Raw genomic sequence first — 15,988 nt, 5'->3', positions numbered from 1 at the left:
CAGAATGAATACGATAAATTTTAAAACATACATTTTATTGCTTTTTACACTCCTTTTTAGTGTAGAAACTCTGACTGCCCAAAACAGCAAAGAAAATGTAAAAAGCAAGGTTAAAACTGAAGAAATTACCTATAAAGATGGCCAGGTTACACTCAATGGCGTTGTTTATTATCCTGCAAAGCAAAAGGGAAAACAAGCTGCTATTTTAGTAGTGCCCGAATGGTGGGGATTGAACGAATATGTGAAAAATCGTGCTAAAATGTTGGCAGAGTTAGGCTATGTGGCTTTGGCGGTAGATATGTACGGTAATGGATTGGTCGTAGAAAACCCTGCCGATGCAGAGGCCAATGCAGGAAGGTTTTATGGCGATCCTAATCTGATAAAAAGTCGGATGCAGGCGGCTTATGATGCCGTAACCCAACTACAACAGGTGGACGCTTCAAAAGTAAGTGCCATAGGTTATTGCTTTGGCGGAACGGTTTCGCTTTTTGCTGCCAGCTTAGGGGTACCTTTAGAAACTGTGGTAAGTTTTCACGGTGGACTTACCGGCTTTCAAGCAAGTCCTGCAATGAAAAACACAAAAGTATTGGTTTGCCACGGTGAAAGTGATTCGTTTGTGCCGCAAGCTGATGTGGATAATTTTCATCAACAAATGAAAGACAACAACATTACCTACCAGTTTAAGTCTTATGCTGATGCCACACACGCTTTTACCAATAAAGCATCTACAGCTACCGGGGAAAAATTCAACCTTCCCATTTCCTACAATGAAGCTGCCGACAAAGCTTCTTGGAAGGATATGAAAGCCTTTTTCAAAACTTATTTTCCAACTAAAAAGTAATTAAAATGGAAGCGAGCTTATTTGAACTTGAGGCAAAAAAACTTAACGGAGAAACCATTTCTTTGAAAGAGTTTGAAGGTAAAACCATAGTGGTGGTAAATACTGCTAGCAAGTGCGGACTTACCCCACAATATGAGGGATTGGAAAATTTGTATAAAATATACAAAGACAAGGGGTTGGTTATTTTGGGATTTCCTTGCAACCAATTCGGAAAGCAGGAACAAGGCACAGCCAATGAGATTAGTGAATTTTGCGAAATTAATTACGGGGTAAGTTTTCCTATGTTCGACAAGGTAGAAGTCAATGGGGAAAATGCTCACCCCGTTTTTAAGTATTTAAAATCCAAACTTGGAGGCATTTTAGGTAGCAACATCAAATGGAATTTTACCAAATTTGTCATTGACAAAAACGGAAAGCCGGTCAAACGATTTGCTCCTACCACCAAGCCGGAGAAAATGGAAAGTTACCTGCGAAAAATTCTTTAAAAATGAAAAATTCTGCTGAATTAGAAATTGAAAATCAGTATTGTTTTCCGATATACGCAGCATCTAGAGTGGTAACCAAACTTTATACGCCCCTGCTCAACGAGTTGGGGCTTACTTACCCTCAATATTTAACGATGTTGGTGCTCTGGCAATACCAAAACCTGACGGTAAATGATATTGGCAGTAAACTAATGCTGGAGTCCAACACCCTGACTCCCTTGCTTAAAAGGTTGGAAAGTCAAGGTTTTATTTCAAGGAAACGCTCTAGTAGTGACGAACGTGTAGTGGAGATAAGCCTTACAGAAAAAGGAATAAATTTAAAAAAGAAGGCGAGTTACATACCTGAAAAATTATCTTGCTCCATTAGTCATTCAGGGATAAGTCAAGAAGAAATGGACCAGATGAAACATACCTTGCAAAAGCTAATTGCCTTAACTAAAGAGCATCATTGTAAATAATTTTAAACAAAGTATAACCAAAAAATAATTGAATATGCAAAATTTTAAAAATCACGTCCGTTACAATCCACTTCATCATTTTATTCTATCACCGCTCACGCTCGTTGGGGTGATATTGAGTATTGTATTGCTATTCTCTGACCACAGTCTGACTGAAAAAATCTTTTTTCTGATTTTAGCTTTAAGTGTTTTTCTCGCTTCTTTAATAGCTAGATTGTATGCCACAAAAAATCAAGACAGAACCATAAGAGCAGAACTGCGATTACGCTATTATATTTTGACAGGCAACAGATTAGAAGAATTAGAAGATAAATTAACAATGGCACAAATGGTAGCCACCAGATTTGCATCAGATAAAGAATTAGCAGCATTGATAGAGCGGGCAGCCAAAGAAAACCTTAGTCCAAAAGCCATAAAAGAAAGCATAAAAAACTGGACGGCAGATGAAAATAGAGTTTAAACCTTAAAAACATCAATTATGAGCAAAAGTAGAAAAATTACAGGTTGGGTAATGGCAGGATTGCTTACCGCTTTATTAGTAATGAGTGCCAGCCAAAAGCTATTAGGCAACCCCGAAATGGTTGAAAATTTCGGTAAATGGGGCTTGGGCTCAATGATAACCATTATAGCTCTAGGTGAATTGGTAAGTGTATTGTTGTTTTTAATACCTCGCACCGCTGTTTTAGGGGTGTTGTTATTGAGTGCTTATTTTGGAGGTGCCATATTGGTACATATGGCCAATGACGAGCCTTACGCTTTTCAATCCATCGTTCTGTTGTTCATTTGGGTAACTGCTTGGGTGAGAATCCCTGAAATGTTTAATAAACTTTTCAATGGAAATCTATCATCATCAAATTCCTAATTTTGAACAGTAGAATATAATGAATCGAAAACAATTTATATTAGCAACATTAGGACTAACAATTGTGAATACCTTAAGCAGCTTTAGAAAATATACGGATGAACTTCCTGTTCAAGGAAAAAAGATGCCTGTTTTATTTACTTCGCACGGCAATCCTATGGATATTCCGCTTTCAAGAGAAGAACGCACCTTTTGGAATACCTTATTTCAATTGGGAAAGGAATTGAAAAAAAATTATGAAGTAAAAGCTGCTTTGGTGGTTTCGGCTCACTGGTGTACCCGAGGAACTTTTGTTAACGTATCGCCTGAACAGCAACAGATTTTCGATTACTATGGGTTTCCTAAAGAATATTATGATGTATTTTACAAAGCTAAAGGCTCCCCTGAAATTGCAAAAGAAGTAAAACGCATTATCCCATCGGTTAGCGAAACTACCGACTGGGGTCTCGACCACGGAGCTTGGCCTATGCTTATGCACTTGTTTCCTGAAGCGGACGTGCCTGTATTTCAATTAAGCATCGACTATTATGCAAAACCTGAATATCATTACGAGTTAGGAAAACAATTAAAATCACTTCGTGAAAAAGGAGTACTCATCATTGGCAGCGGTGCATTAATTCACAATCTCCCACTTGCTATGAAAAAAATGCAAAGCAATGATAGTTCGCCCTATGGTTGGGAGATGGAATATGATAACTGGGTTAAGGAACAAATAGATAAAAGAAATATCTCTAACATTATTAATTATCAAAACAGTCATAAATTAGGCAAACTGGCAGCTCCTACGCCCGACCATTTTGTGCCTGTATTATATAGTTTAGGGTTGATGGATTCCAAAGATGAAATACATTACTTTTTTGAATCAGAGTCTTCCCTTCCCGCTTTTGGGGAAAGGAGTTTTATCATCAAACAATAATGACAGTATCCTGTTATTGGTACTTACTATTAATCGTTTTGATTTTCACTTCATTTAGCGTCAGTTTCAATCAAGGAAAAATACAATTAACAAAATATGAAAAATCAATCCCTAAAAATATGATAAACGAAAACACCTTTGAACTTCCCTTACGAAATGGGATTAAACCCAAAACTACACCAAGCAACCCACATATGCAGCTGAATCAACAGCCCGAAGACCGTAAACTCGTTGATTCACTAATGGATTGGGCATTCTCGCTTCCTGAAATCAACAAAGAGTTCAGCAAAATATCTGTTCCCGGAGCCCAAGCTATGTGTCTCTCTTCCGACAAAATGTGCAATGATTGTCACGCCTTTATGATTGGAAATGAGTTTGCTCACTTTCATCCAGTGCCCGATGGCAGTATGCACTTAGGTCTAACATTAAAAGATGCTGAATATGTCATAAGCCGAGGTTGGGGTGAGTTACACCCAGTTGCCAAAATGGGCTATCTTACTCATAATTTTATTATGGTGTATGCCCCTCGAAATGAAGAAGAAAAAGAAATCATTAAAAAAATTATCTTGCGGTCTTATTTATTTGCAACCGGCAAATTAAATGACAAATAAAGCCATAAAATATGCAAAAAGAATTTATTGAGTTATTAAAAAAAGGCATTGAAGAATTGATGCCTGCTAATCAACTATTAGGTATAAAAATTTTGGAAGTGAAGTCGGGTTATGCACATCTTCACGTTCCTTTTAAAAACGAATTCATTGGAGATTTCATTCAAGAGCGTTGGCACGGAGGGTTTTTAGCTGCTATTGCAGATACAGCAGGTGGCACTGCAGCTGCTACTACGCTGCAATCTCCCAAAGACAAACTCAATACCATTGATATGCGCATAGACTATCTACACGCTGCAACCTCCATCGATATAGAAGCTAAGGCTCAAGTGATTAAAGATGGGAAAACCATCGTTAAAGTGGATATTCAACTTTTTCAAGACCACCAAGAAAATCCCGTAGTAGTTGCCCGTTGTGTTTTTAGCAAATTAATAAAAGAAAATAGTGATAAGCTTTCTGGAAAAGATTAGATGTGTTGGCTTTTTCAAGAATTTAAATGAATCAAATTTTTCTATCTAAAAAAGATGAACAAGTTTTTTCGAAAATTAAAAAAAGTGATGATTGTATTTATTGTAATAGCTTCCATTTTAATTCTTGCTCTTTGGCTTTTTATGCAACAAGATAAATTTGGGGCTTCTCCAACCAAAGATGACAGGCAAAAATATGAACAACTCTCTAATTATAAGGATGGTAAATTTCAAAATATCAGTCCAACACCGATGCTTACCCCTAATTATTCTTGTATCCGTCCGAGCAACTACGCCTTATATCTGGGTTCAGCTCATTTGCTGGGCTAGATTAATCATCTTATTATTTTGTAGTAAAAGTAATGTCTTTACCTTCAGCCCTTGCCTGGTGTACCATTTGTTGCATATTTTCAGGAAGGGAGTCAACAGGAACGATAAAATCATCAACCATAACCATATTGTTAAAAGGGTTGTCTTCTTCCATTTTGGAAGTAGAGAACTCCGGGCTAAAATGCCACATATCAAACATTTCTTTAATGATCCTGGCTTTATTGGATACTGTTGTAGGCTTGGTGCCAAAATAATCGTGGATCTCCTTGGAAGGGATATAGGGTTCAAAAGATTTATCGAACAGGAAGTTGATAGAGCCTATGGCATATATTACTGCAGCAGCCCATATTTCGAGTTTTCCCCTTTTAAAAGGGACTTCCCTTTTCCTGCCCATTTTTTTGATGAGCTTTTCGCAGAGCTCAAAATATTCCCCATCAAGTTTCTGGGCGCAAAAGGTCCCGGTAAGCTCTAGAAGGTGTTTTTGTCTTTCTTTAATCTGCTCTTTGGTCATTGTTTTGTTTTTTATGGTTTGTCTGTACGGTGGTACCCCGGCAATAACTCTTCCAGCTTTTGGATGTTATGATCGGGTATCCTTCGTAAGGTATCCTCTAACCACTCTTGGGGATTAATACCTTGCATTTTACAACTACCAAAGAAAGAATATAACATGGCCGCATCTTGTGCAGCCCTGTGGGAACCTGCGAACAGGAAATTTTTTCGGCCAAGGGCCAGCGGACGAATGGCATTCTCAATAAGGTTGTTGTCCAGTTCGATCCTGCCATCCTCAAAGATCACCTCGAACTTGGGGTATTGATTTAAAAAGTAGGTCATGGCTTTTCCGATAGCACTTTTTGGCAACACCTTAAACTGTTCTTCCTGGACCCAGGTTTTGATCTGTTGCAATAGTGGCAACACCTTTTGTAATCTTAGTTCTTTTCGCATATCCGCATCACCAGCTGCTTCTTCTTTGATCGCTCGTTCCTGCCTATAAATTTCACTAAATATGGCTAATGCTTTATCCGCTCTTTCTTTATCCTGATCCCGAGTATCTACAAATTTTCTTCGGGCATGCACAAGACAACCGGCCATAGTAATATCCGGATCTACACCGATTTTATCATACACGCTGTACCCATCACATTGGACGTATCCCTTATACCCGTCAAGGAATTCCCTGGGACCATGTTGCCTACGTCCCCTACGGTAATTAAAGAGCACCAGTTTTTGCAAGGGGTCGTGATAGACCCATTGGTAGCCTTGATGTGTGCTGCCTTTTTTATCACTATCCAGCACCTTAATCGGACTTTCATCAGCCTGGATGTAACCGTCTGTGAGGATTTTTTGTTTCAGGGTATTATAGAGGGGCTCCAGGAGCTGGCAACAACCCGCCATCCAGTCACTTAAAGTACTGGAGGCAGGTTCCCAGCCAAACTCCCGTTTAAAACGCTGGATCTGACGATAGAATGGCAAATGGTCAATATACTTGCTCACCAGGATATAAGCCAATAAACAGGCTTCGGCAATAGATTTTTCGATAGGACGTGTGGGCAGTGGCGCAATGACTACCCCTTGCTCATTTTTCCTGGCATATTTAGGACGTATGGTACGTCTTTTAACCAGACTGGCCGGGGTATACTCCAGGGTTTCACTAACTTCCTCACCTATTTTTTTTAGCGTGCTTACATCTTCCTCTGGTTCAAGAATGACTTCCCGTACCGGAAGGTGTTCCGGCAAGGTATTACGGCCCGGGTGCTTCTTTTTTTCCCGGGTATAGCTGATCGTTTCTTTAGGAGTGACTACTTGCCCGGTTTTATCTGAATTTTCAGAAAAAAGCGATAGCTGCTGCTGAAGTATTTCAGGAATAAAACGTTCCGATTTAAAGCCCTGGATCAGCTTGTAGAGCTGTCCGAGTTGTACCTCCAAAGCGGAGATCTTCTCCTTGAAGGTTTCATTGGACTGGCGAAGTTGCTGGTTTTCTTTTTGTAGCTCCTGATAGGTCATCGGGCAGCTAAAATACTACCCTTGTTAGAGATATGCCAGCATTTATCCGGCTTTTTTATAGCGCTTTCTTCGGGTAATATTGGTGATGGCCACCCCGTCGATAAGCATCACCAGTTGGGTGTAATCCAGCTGTAACCCTCCCACGGATGCATCGTATTTTGGCAACTCAAAGGTGCCACGCTCCAGGCGCTTGTAGTACAACACAAAGCCCCCGGACTGCCAATGCAGTAACTTGACTTTATTGCGAGCTTTATTGATAAAGATATAGACTGAACCATCCTGGGGACTATGGCCTAATTCTCTAAGGACCAGCCCACATAATCCATCGAAACTCTTACGCATATCAGTACCAGGAAGATATAGCTGGTAATTCAGGGAACTACTTAAGGCAAACATTACAGGGAAATTTCAATTTCTACGCCATTACCTAAACGGATATGCATACTCCTGGAGGATGTTGGGGTGGTAGAAGGGTCGGCCGACAAGGAAACAAAATTACTTTTTGCGGGCTTTATAACTTGCTCCTTGGGAAATTTCTGGATCCAATAACAGAGTTTTCCTTTGCTAATTCCGTGATTACGGGCAAAAGAGGATCGGCTTTGTCCTGATTCATAATAGTTATCGACTAGCTTACGCATTTCTGTGGCAATTGAAGATCGGGTCATTTTGATTATATTTAGACCGCTAAATTATAATCTACAAAGGGTTCAGAAAAGATGCACTTAGACGGACGCATACATTATAACTAGCCCCAACAAAGACGGTTAATCGCCAATAAGCGGCAGCCGTAGAAAGAAAATAATTAACTTGACCAATAAACCAATACTAAGACAACAAATCCGAGTCCCTTACTCCTTAAACATACGAACCGTAACCGTAACCTATATGTCATTTCTTGAAATAGGTTTACAAAAAAATTCAAACATTTAATTTAAATATCCAACTCCACCCAAACTGCAGGATGCTCACTGGCGGCCTGGTTTTTCCGTTGAATATTTGGATAAATAGACCACATAGGTCTTTTTTCGGGCCAAACTCCTCTTCTATTTAGCCCACATTTTTTCAATTTGGCGAAAAGCTCCGGAGACAGTAACAAATAATCCTTTTGTTTAATATTTACTCCTTTCTGGTAAGCGCCCAAGCTATAATATCCAGCATCTATTCCTTTATCAAATTCGACATTAAAGGAGTGATGCCTGGTAATATCGCTCAAATTGGTTTCCTGAAGTAAGGGCATTAAGGTATTGCAGAAAGATGCAGCATTAAGAGTACCCACTATTGCAATATTTTCTTTACCCTCAGCAAGTAATTTCTTATAGATCTCAGCAACATTTTCCGCCTGTTCCCGTCTAAAAATTCCTGAAAGATCATTATCTTTCCTGGTTTCCTGAAAATGAGCGGCAAGAATAAAAATTGTATTTTTCTCTTTTGTTCGGATTTTGTACTCTAGTAAATCTTTATTGAAAATTTTTCTTCCTGATAAGCTAACATCAAAAATATGACTTCTTACAGATTGAATTTCAAATCCTTTCCTGGTTAAAATTCCAATTTCCTGCCCTCTTTTATCATTTCCCTGCACCACAAATGAATCCTTAAATGGCTCACAGTCAAATTTGGGCAGTACAACAGTATTAAACTCCTCTAAAGAAGCCCGGTCTTCAATTTCCTGCAAAATTAGGATATCAGGATTCACATCTGCAATCACTCTCGCTTTATTATCAATGGCTAAAGGTTCCAATGGTGCATTTTGCAATGCTATCCATCCATTCCAGTCAGTAAGTTCCCCTGCTTTCAATTCTTTAGAATAATTCATTCCTTTTAGAAAAAGAAACCCTGATTTTCTTTTAATAACCGCATAGGGTAATTGCAATGAATTATCGATCCCTACCATATATGAAAGTTCTCTCAATCGCTCATTATCCTTATCTGATTTATGAATTTTTCCCAATAAAAGATCTATCTCATATAACCATTCCACGGAGCAATCTTCATAAGGTTTCTCCAAAAAACTTCTATCCCTATGGAATAAATTCTGAACATTGAAGGTTGCTATTTTCATTTTCGTTTATCGTTTGTATTATAGTCAAAATCAATAAGGTTGAATAACTTTTTCATTCGGCTTCTGACTCTTGAGCCATACATATCTTCAATTTCCATGGCACTTAAATTTGTGGTGCCATGGGTTTTTAAATTTGTTTGAAGAAAAAGTTCATAACGAGATATCAGAATTTCCCCTATCACATTACAATCCCTACCATAATGTCTTCCTATTGGCTCTATGCCCATATCATCAAAGCAGAAAAAACCTTCATCTCCATAATCTTCAATAGTTTTATATCCCAGGTGATTAAAAGCAAAAACAATATTTCTACATGGCATAACCACGTAGCTCCTTTGATGGGGCACCAAATACCGCATGAGCTTCATCAGGCTCGTTTTACCACATCCCACGGGACCGGAAAGCAAAATTCCTTTATCCGGATCAATCCGCAACTTTTCACAATTTATATGGTCTTTAATAAAGTAGTTGGAAAGCTTAAACAGAATATCTTTATCCTCTTCAAATATTTTAAAATGCTGGCCAAAAAGAATTTTACCTTTGGCTTCAAGAAAAATTAGGATTTTTGGGAAATCATAAATTATTCTCTTTCCATCATATTTGCCAAGAGAATATTCAATTCCATCTTCTATAATGCTAGAGGGGTTCGCCATAATTTTTATATTTAGTTGTTTTAAGGTTGTCTCTATTTTGAAATACTGATGACTGACTTCTAAAATCGTTTGCTTTCAACATCCAGCTCTCAGCAGTTGCATGCCAATTAGTGATTTTAATATTTCCTCTTACCGACCAGCCAATTGAAGTGTAGTGATTGTAAAATTTTCGTCCTTCTAATTCCGGCCAATTTTTATTTTTAAAAAAAATTAATACTTCATTTTCACTTTGGGGGAGCTCAAGTTTATTAAGGTTTTTATTTTGTTTATTTAAGTTTATTGAAGGAGTTAATACTTGTTCTGAACTTGTTTCATGCTTGCCCACTACTTGTTTAGAGCTTGCATCGAAAATGAACATCCTAACCCTACTCCCTTTATATGGATTATGGGAAGGCAGATATTGAATATATTTTTGATCGTGTAATTTTCTCAGGCATCTATGGTAAGTTGGATTGGAGCCAATTTTAGCCATTTCCATAATTTCATCCCTATGGATATAGAATAGTTCTTTAAAACGGTGGATATTCCAGGATTGAAATAATGCCATATATACACTAATATGAGTGGCATTCAGACTAGAGTCCTTAGAAAATCTCTTGAACACCGCGTTTAAATGTTTTATGTAATTCATGGCTTATTCATTTTGGATTAGATTATCTGTCAATATTTTTTGAATAATAGCTGAATCGTAGTAAATGAGTCCTCCTATCTTACTATATGGTAGTATCCCCTTTGTTCTAAAACCATTTAGAGTTCCGGAACTAATCTTTAGCATCTCCATGACTTCGGTGGATTTCAGCCATTTTTTAGAAATATTACCGGATTCTTTTTCTAGTAGTTTCTGAATTTCTTCAAGGAGCTCTATTTTGAACTCCCTTAAATCATCTGTAGTAATAATTGACGTTGGCATAATGAATTGTTTTTAAACAATCCCACCGCAGGTTATAATTTTTAAAGCAGTGGGATTGGAATTGATTTTCATTACAAAATTGTTAGATAACAAATGAACAATTAGCCAAGCAATCACCAACTTGGCAAAATTGATTTTCAGGAAGAATAATGGTAGTATAGGATATAAATGATAGTTAAGCTTATAAAGCTAAAATGATTTATTTCAATTGAAACCAATACCCAACTTGGCTCCTGCTTGGATGTTCAAGTTCACGCATCAAGCTCTTCCATATATTCAAGCATGGAATTTCTCATTTTATCGATAAATTTTAAAGGTTCAGAGCGGCTCCTGAGTCTTAAAAAAGTATGATGGTAGTCTCCCAGATCTAAGCCTGTTAATGTCTCAAATATATCCACCAGTTCTTTCAGCGTAGTATTTCCATTATTTATGCTCCCACTAACCTGCAGGGCATAGATCAGTTCGGTTAGAGCCACCTTAGAAGAAGTCCAGTTAATTTTTATAGGTTCTTCATAAGCTATGGAAGCAGATTCTTTAACCCGAAATTTATTATTTAGATATTTGAGCAAGAAATTACGGGCATTCAATTCACTCAAAAGTAAATCGTGGGAGCAGCTGAATAAGGGATCTCTTTCATAATGACTATAATTAACAATATGATCTTTATGAAAATATTTTCGGGTGAAATAGATCTCATCCATGTATTCCTGATCCAGGGCGATATACCGAAGGAAATTTTTATGCCCAGTAAGAAAACTATTTATCTTTTGAATCTTTTTAGATATAAATTTCGACTGTGAGGATTCGTCTATAGATGAAATTTCCAATTCGATGGATAGCAAGTTTTCGTAATAAATCTGATATGTTAAAGGAATCGTTTTCTGTTTTTTAAAAAACTGAATTTCTGAAGGAGTATCCGGGAAGCCATTTAAATAAATCTCTTTTCGGTAGGTTTCTAATACTTTACGGCAGTAGTTAATTATTTCAAAGTATGCAGCATTCTTATTTAGGAAAGTTTGCTCAATTTCCTGAATCTCATTTTTAAGCTCATCCTCGGTAATCAGAAAATCCATTAGATTGATATTTAAGAAATACTACCTTAAATATCCTGTAATTCCTGCACTTTAAATAATATTAGATATCTGCTTTTATAAATGAATGGGCTGCATTCATAAACAATCGGAATAAAAACAGGAAAACTCTGATTAATCTGGATGAAATAACTAACGCTTCATATTGGATTTGGCGAAACTGAAAATTTTACTGTATAGACGGACAGATTCATCATAATCACCTGCTGTTTCATGCCCGTTTTGATAGTCGATATCCAATAAAACAGGATTATTTGTCTGATTACTATTTTGCAGTTTAGCTATATATTTGCCACTATCCCATAATGGAATACGGTCATCGTTATAGCTCGGCATTACAAGAACTGCCGGATAAGCCATTTTAGACCGTATGTTTAAGTATGGATCCATTTTTACAAGACCCGAAAATTCTGTACTGTCTTTGACCGTTCCATACTCAAGGTAACTCGTACTGCTGGCCGTGCTGGATGATTCCAGACCAAAAGGATTTAGTCGCGGAACATCAGCTATAAAGGAAGAAAAAAGATCCGGACGTTCGTTTACAGCCATTCCGGCTGTAATCCCTCCTGCACTGCTGGTATAAAGTGAAATTAATCCTGGTTCCGTAAAATTCAAATTTATTAGAGCTTCGGTACAGGCAATAAGATCTTTCCAGGAATTAAATTTAAGATTCTTCATTCCCTGCTTGTGCCATTCCTTCCCTTTTTCTCCGCCTCCCCTAACATGAGGGAATGCCAAAATTCCACCCTGGGCTGCCCAATCTAAAAACATAGGAGAGAAAAATGGACTCAAACTTTCCCCGTATGCACCATATACATACATAAATACTTCATTTGCTGATTTTTTTTCCAGACCTTCCTTATAAACCAGCGATAAAGGAACTTCTACCCCATCATGGGAGGTAACCATTATTTGTTCCGTTATAATATTTTCAAACTCTGGATAAGCCAATAGAGGTGAAAGTGCTTCTCTTGAGAAACTTCCATCTTCATTTATTAAATAGCGGGTATAATCAGAAGTCCAACCATCCATACCCACCCCAACATTATTGTGTTTTACAGACTCCCCAAAAAAGGTAGCATAACCGGGATCAAAAGGAGGTTGTAATTGTCTGATCTTATTTGAAGAGTTGAGAACATATAAAGAAACATTTGCTCCATATAAGGACCGTGCGAAATAAATATTATCCTTTGTTACTTCAAATTTAATAATAGGATTCTCTTTACTGCCTTCTGCCAAAACAGCCGGATTAGTGAAATCAGGATTTTCGATACTTACTTTCCCCAATAGATTCCCGTTTAAATTTCCTTGGCGGAAAATAAATTTATCACCACGAACCTCTCCCTGATCGTAGAATATCGCATCTTCTTTTTTGAAGAATGGTTTCCAATCTGGTTTTCCTTGTAGGACATCTGAAATGGTAGCTATATAGCTGTCATAATAATCATCAGAACTGGCTATATAACCAATGATATAATTATCCAGGCTCGATCCTATTTTTACTTTAGGATAAAAATCTTCAGAAATATGTAAGTCATAATGAGACTGGAAAATTGGTTTTCTATCTTCGGGGTTTTCACCTAATTTATAAATAACAGAAAAAGAGTTCTTCTTATAACCCGGTTGGGAATTATCTACTTCCGGAAAAAATAAATAGATAAATCCTGAATTATCCGGCAACCATTCTATTCCCCCAAAATCGGGATTGATATTTGTAATCACTTCTCTTAAAATCTGATTCGTTTCAAGATCATAAATTAAGATTGTACTTGAAAAACTACCATTGTCATTAAAACCAATTGCGATCTTTTTTCCGTCAAATGAGGGGTTTAGATAAGTTATTGACGGATTACCAGAATTATACTGGGAAGGATCGAATAATTCTTTTTCTTTATCAGCAAGATTCTCCCTAAAAAACAATTTTTCATATCCCAAACTATCATCATATTTTAAGTAAAAATAATTTCCATTTTCACTAATACGAACCATACTCAAGGAGGATTGAGCATTATTTTGGTATTTTTTAAATTTCTCTAAATATTCTTTCATTAAGTCATTTGTAGCAAAATACTTTTCAGCCAGAGAATCCTGAGCTTTGAACCAATTTTTCACCGAACTATCTTCTAGCTTATTTAAATTTGAATACTCGTCTAAGACTTTTATTCCATAATGTATTTCGGAAGTTGGTTTTTTGAGGATTTGGGGATAAACCAAATGATTGCTCTTTCCTTCCTGGGCAAAAGAAACCGAAAGGAAAAAACACAAAGAATAGAATAGAAAATATTTGATATATTTTTTCATTTTTCATTTTTTGAAATTCCCGAATCAGGATTTTGATCCGGGAATTTTTTTACGGATTTAATTTCAATCTCGTTTTCCAACTTTCGGAGTTTTGATCTTATCCCTGTCAATTGGACCATCTTCTCCCCCACCTTTAATTTGGTGTAAATTTTTAAGGGCTCTTCCTTTAAAATCTTTTAGTTCTTTTTTCATAATTAGAATATTTAATGGATTAATAAATTTCAGTACTAAATAATCACATTTGGGTACAGGCTGCAAAAAGGTTAACCCTCCATTTATAAATGACGTGTTGTTTAGCGTGATTTTAATTCATTTAAAAATTTAGATGGATATACCCCAGTTTTCTTGTAAAAGGCTTTCGAAAATGATTCCCCTGTTTTGAAACCAAAAATTTCCGCTAAACCTTGATAATTATATTTCAATAAATCAGGATTCTTACTCAGTTGATTTATTGCCGCTTTAATTTTCAAATCCTTGACGTAGGTTGGAAAATTCATCTTTTTGTAATGATTGATTACAGTGGACAAATAGGTAGTATTGGTACCTATTTGTTGGGCCAGGCCATACATATCCAAATCTTTGCTCATAAAGCGATCTGATTTTTCAAATACAGCCAGTTTTTCTAAAATATCCTTTCTAATTTCCTCCGGAATGGAAGAAGGATGCTCTGTAATGGCCTTAGATTTTCCCTCTTCCATTTCCGATTCTTCCATAAGAAGTTTTAACCTTGCATTCATTTTTCTGGAGCGTATAAAAAAATATAAGCCAATAAGAACAGCCAGACCAGCCAGAATAGCAATCAATGTCACATATAAATTTTTTGTTTTGAGTTGATTTTCAGCTTTAAGTTTTTGTCTTTTCAGATCCGGGATATCATAAGCAACTATTGCCTGATTTGCAATATTTTCATGCTCTGAGGACAAAACACTATCATAATATATTAGTTTTTCTATATAGCCAATTTGTTCCTTTTCTTCGTCTTCTAAAACCGAATTGATTATTAATTGCTGATAAACATCCTTTACTTCGTTAAAAGGATCCTCTGTTGAGGAGACGATGGAATCTATGGTTTTAAAATATGTAAGCGCGACCTTATCATTTCCATAATTTTTTTCAATTTTTCCCAAATAATAAAGCTTGATCGCCTTACTGGTACCGTCAAAATCGTCAATATATTTTAGAAGTGTATCCTTGGCCCTTTTAAAATCCTTTTTATAAAAATTTATCTGAGCATCCACCAAAACAAAATCTTTAAAATCTTCTTCTTTGTTCTCTAATCTTGACAAATCAATTCCCTTCTGAACGTAATATTTTGAGGTATCCAATTGTGACAATCTCAGGTAGGTAAGTGAGAGGTTATATAACAGAGTTGAATAATCCTCGTAATAATTTTCAGTTGAATTTGATTTCTGTTTTAAAAGATTAAGGGATCGCTTATATAAATCGGCGGCGGCGTAATGTTGCCCGTTAATATTCCTTATGGCAGCAATGGCAAGGGAAATTTCACGCTGATCATCCATATTATTCTTTTCCAAAGCCAGATTATAGGCTTTTAAAAAATTATCTAATGCAGGTTGAAATTTACCCTGATCATAAAGCACATTTGCTTTGAGAATATAGCCAAGAGTCGGGTAGTTTGGATGTTCGCTGTTTTCAGTAATCTCGATCATGGAATCTGAATAAATAATTGCGCGTTCAGGCTTCTCCGTCAATATTCTGTAGTAATAAGCTCTGGCTAGTTCAACAGGATCATTCTCTTTTTTAGCCTTCTGCAAATGGACTTCTACAATCTTATTTAGTTCGTCAATTTTAGAATCTGCCATAGCGGCTGCCTCAAGTTCATGCAATTCTGTAAAAGATGAATTAACTGAATAAATAGTAGTGCTCTGTTTTATATTATCCTGGGCAAATAATAATGGCTTATAAATAAATATGGTCAAAGCCACGAATAACAGTAAGCGGTACAGGGAAAGATTTATTACAGATGAAAAAATCATGTTCAATCA

21 protein-coding genes are annotated in these 15,988 nt (G+C 36.7%); 9 read left to right on the top strand and 12 right to left on the bottom strand.

What is annotated here, in order from left to right; all coding sequences use genetic code 11:
* The first annotated feature begins 4 nt into the window (after positions 1 to 4).
* From T8I65_RS07600 to T8I65_RS07560, 9 genes are all read left to right on the top strand, one after another.
* Positions 5 to 841, top strand: coding sequence for a dienelactone hydrolase family protein (locus tag T8I65_RS07600; protein WP_251740844.1), 837 nt, complete (start codon positions 5 to 7; stop codon positions 839 to 841).
* A gap of 5 nt (positions 842 to 846) precedes the next feature.
* On the top strand, positions 847 to 1,326 hold the full coding sequence (locus T8I65_RS07595; protein ID WP_251740843.1) for a glutathione peroxidase: 480 nt from the start codon (positions 847 to 849) through the stop codon (positions 1,324 to 1,326).
* A 2-nt stretch (positions 1,327 to 1,328) separates the two neighbouring features.
* A complete protein-coding gene (locus T8I65_RS07590) occupies positions 1,329 to 1,784 on the top strand; it encodes a MarR family winged helix-turn-helix transcriptional regulator (protein WP_127137567.1) in 456 nt (151 codons plus the stop codon).
* A 34-nt stretch (positions 1,785 to 1,818) separates the two neighbouring features.
* Positions 1,819 to 2,244, top strand: coding sequence for a DUF6526 family protein (locus tag T8I65_RS07585; protein WP_251740842.1), 426 nt, complete (start codon positions 1,819 to 1,821; stop codon positions 2,242 to 2,244).
* Between the two features lie 18 nt (positions 2,245 to 2,262).
* On the top strand, positions 2,263 to 2,646 hold the full coding sequence (locus T8I65_RS07580; RefSeq protein WP_251740841.1) for a DoxX family protein: 384 nt from the start codon (positions 2,263 to 2,265) through the stop codon (positions 2,644 to 2,646).
* 19 nt (positions 2,647 to 2,665) lie between these two features.
* Positions 2,666 to 3,562: a dioxygenase gene (locus T8I65_RS07575; protein ID WP_262319377.1), complete on the top strand. Its 897-nt coding sequence runs from the start codon at positions 2,666 to 2,668 to the stop codon at positions 3,560 to 3,562.
* A gap of 119 nt (positions 3,563 to 3,681) precedes the next feature.
* Positions 3,682 to 4,173 carry a luciferase family protein gene (locus T8I65_RS07570; RefSeq protein WP_127137575.1) on the top strand — a complete coding sequence of 164 codons (492 nt, stop codon included), beginning with the start codon at positions 3,682 to 3,684 and terminating at the stop codon, positions 4,171 to 4,173.
* An 11-nt stretch (positions 4,174 to 4,184) separates the two neighbouring features.
* A complete protein-coding gene (locus T8I65_RS07565) occupies positions 4,185 to 4,640 on the top strand; it encodes a PaaI family thioesterase (protein WP_251740839.1) in 456 nt (151 codons plus the stop codon).
* Between the two features lie 54 nt (positions 4,641 to 4,694).
* A complete protein-coding gene (locus T8I65_RS07560; protein WP_251740838.1) occupies positions 4,695 to 4,967 on the top strand; it encodes a hypothetical protein in 273 nt (90 codons plus the stop codon).
* A gap of 13 nt (positions 4,968 to 4,980) precedes the next feature.
* Here the strand turns inward: T8I65_RS07560 and T8I65_RS07555 are convergent, their stop codons facing one another.
* From T8I65_RS07555 to T8I65_RS07500, 12 genes are all read right to left on the bottom strand, one after another.
* A complete protein-coding gene (locus tag T8I65_RS07555) occupies positions 4,981 to 5,478 on the bottom strand; it encodes a DUF6398 domain-containing protein (protein WP_251740837.1) in 498 nt (165 codons plus the stop codon).
* A gap of 11 nt (positions 5,479 to 5,489) precedes the next feature.
* Positions 5,490 to 6,968, bottom strand: a complete 1,479-nt coding sequence (tnpC, locus tag T8I65_RS07550) for an IS66 family transposase (protein WP_322302764.1) — start codon at positions 6,966 to 6,968, stop codon at positions 5,490 to 5,492.
* Positions 6,969 to 7,010: 42 nt separating this feature from the next.
* Positions 7,011 to 7,364 carry an IS66 family insertion sequence element accessory protein TnpB gene (tnpB, locus tag T8I65_RS07545; RefSeq protein ID WP_251740835.1) on the bottom strand — a complete coding sequence of 118 codons (354 nt, stop codon included), beginning with the start codon at positions 7,362 to 7,364 and terminating at the stop codon, positions 7,011 to 7,013.
* Positions 7,364 to 7,633 (bottom strand): IS66 family insertion sequence element accessory protein TnpA, encoded by a 270-nt coding sequence (tnpA, locus tag T8I65_RS07540; protein WP_251740834.1) that lies wholly within the window; start codon positions 7,631 to 7,633, stop codon positions 7,364 to 7,366. Before tnpA ends, tnpB begins: the two co-directional genes overlap by 1 nt.
* Positions 7,634 to 7,899: 266 nt before the next feature.
* The gene (locus T8I65_RS07535) at positions 7,900 to 9,027 is read right to left on the bottom strand and encodes a hypothetical protein (RefSeq protein ID WP_322302763.1); all 1,128 of its coding nucleotides are present in this window, start codon (positions 9,025 to 9,027) and stop codon (positions 7,900 to 7,902) included.
* Entirely contained in the window at positions 9,024 to 9,680 is a 657-nt protein-coding gene (locus tag T8I65_RS07530) for an ATPase (protein ID WP_322302762.1), read from the bottom strand. Before T8I65_RS07530 ends, T8I65_RS07535 begins: the two co-directional genes overlap by 4 nt.
* Positions 9,664 to 10,227 carry a hypothetical protein gene (locus tag T8I65_RS07525; RefSeq protein WP_322302761.1) on the bottom strand — a complete coding sequence of 188 codons (564 nt, stop codon included), beginning with the start codon at positions 10,225 to 10,227 and terminating at the stop codon, positions 9,664 to 9,666. Before T8I65_RS07525 ends, T8I65_RS07530 begins: the two co-directional genes overlap by 17 nt.
* Positions 10,228 to 10,314: 87 nt before the next feature.
* The gene (locus T8I65_RS07520; protein WP_251740830.1) at positions 10,315 to 10,590 is read right to left on the bottom strand and encodes a helix-turn-helix domain-containing protein; all 276 of its coding nucleotides are present in this window, start codon (positions 10,588 to 10,590) and stop codon (positions 10,315 to 10,317) included.
* A gap of 251 nt (positions 10,591 to 10,841) precedes the next feature.
* Positions 10,842 to 11,663, bottom strand: coding sequence for an RteC domain-containing protein (locus T8I65_RS07515; RefSeq protein WP_251740829.1), 822 nt, complete (start codon positions 11,661 to 11,663; stop codon positions 10,842 to 10,844).
* 150 nt (positions 11,664 to 11,813) lie between these two features.
* The gene (locus T8I65_RS07510; protein WP_251740828.1) at positions 11,814 to 13,982 is read right to left on the bottom strand and encodes a prolyl oligopeptidase family serine peptidase; all 2,169 of its coding nucleotides are present in this window, start codon (positions 13,980 to 13,982) and stop codon (positions 11,814 to 11,816) included.
* A 63-nt stretch (positions 13,983 to 14,045) separates the two neighbouring features.
* Positions 14,046 to 14,174: a hypothetical protein gene (locus T8I65_RS07505; protein WP_279347017.1), complete on the bottom strand. Its 129-nt coding sequence runs from the start codon at positions 14,172 to 14,174 to the stop codon at positions 14,046 to 14,048.
* Positions 14,175 to 14,275: 101 nt separating this feature from the next.
* Positions 14,276 to 15,979: a helix-turn-helix domain-containing protein gene (locus T8I65_RS07500; protein WP_322302760.1), complete on the bottom strand. Its 1,704-nt coding sequence runs from the start codon at positions 15,977 to 15,979 to the stop codon at positions 14,276 to 14,278.
* Positions 15,980 to 15,988 lie beyond the last annotated feature (9 nt).

Origin of the sequence: Christiangramia sp. OXR-203, from assembly GCF_034372165.1 — a bacterium.
Classification (GTDB): domain Bacteria; phylum Bacteroidota; class Bacteroidia; order Flavobacteriales; family Flavobacteriaceae; genus Christiangramia.
Note: the sequence above shows the minus strand (reverse complement) of the source record. Positions and strands in the feature narration are given on the sequence as shown.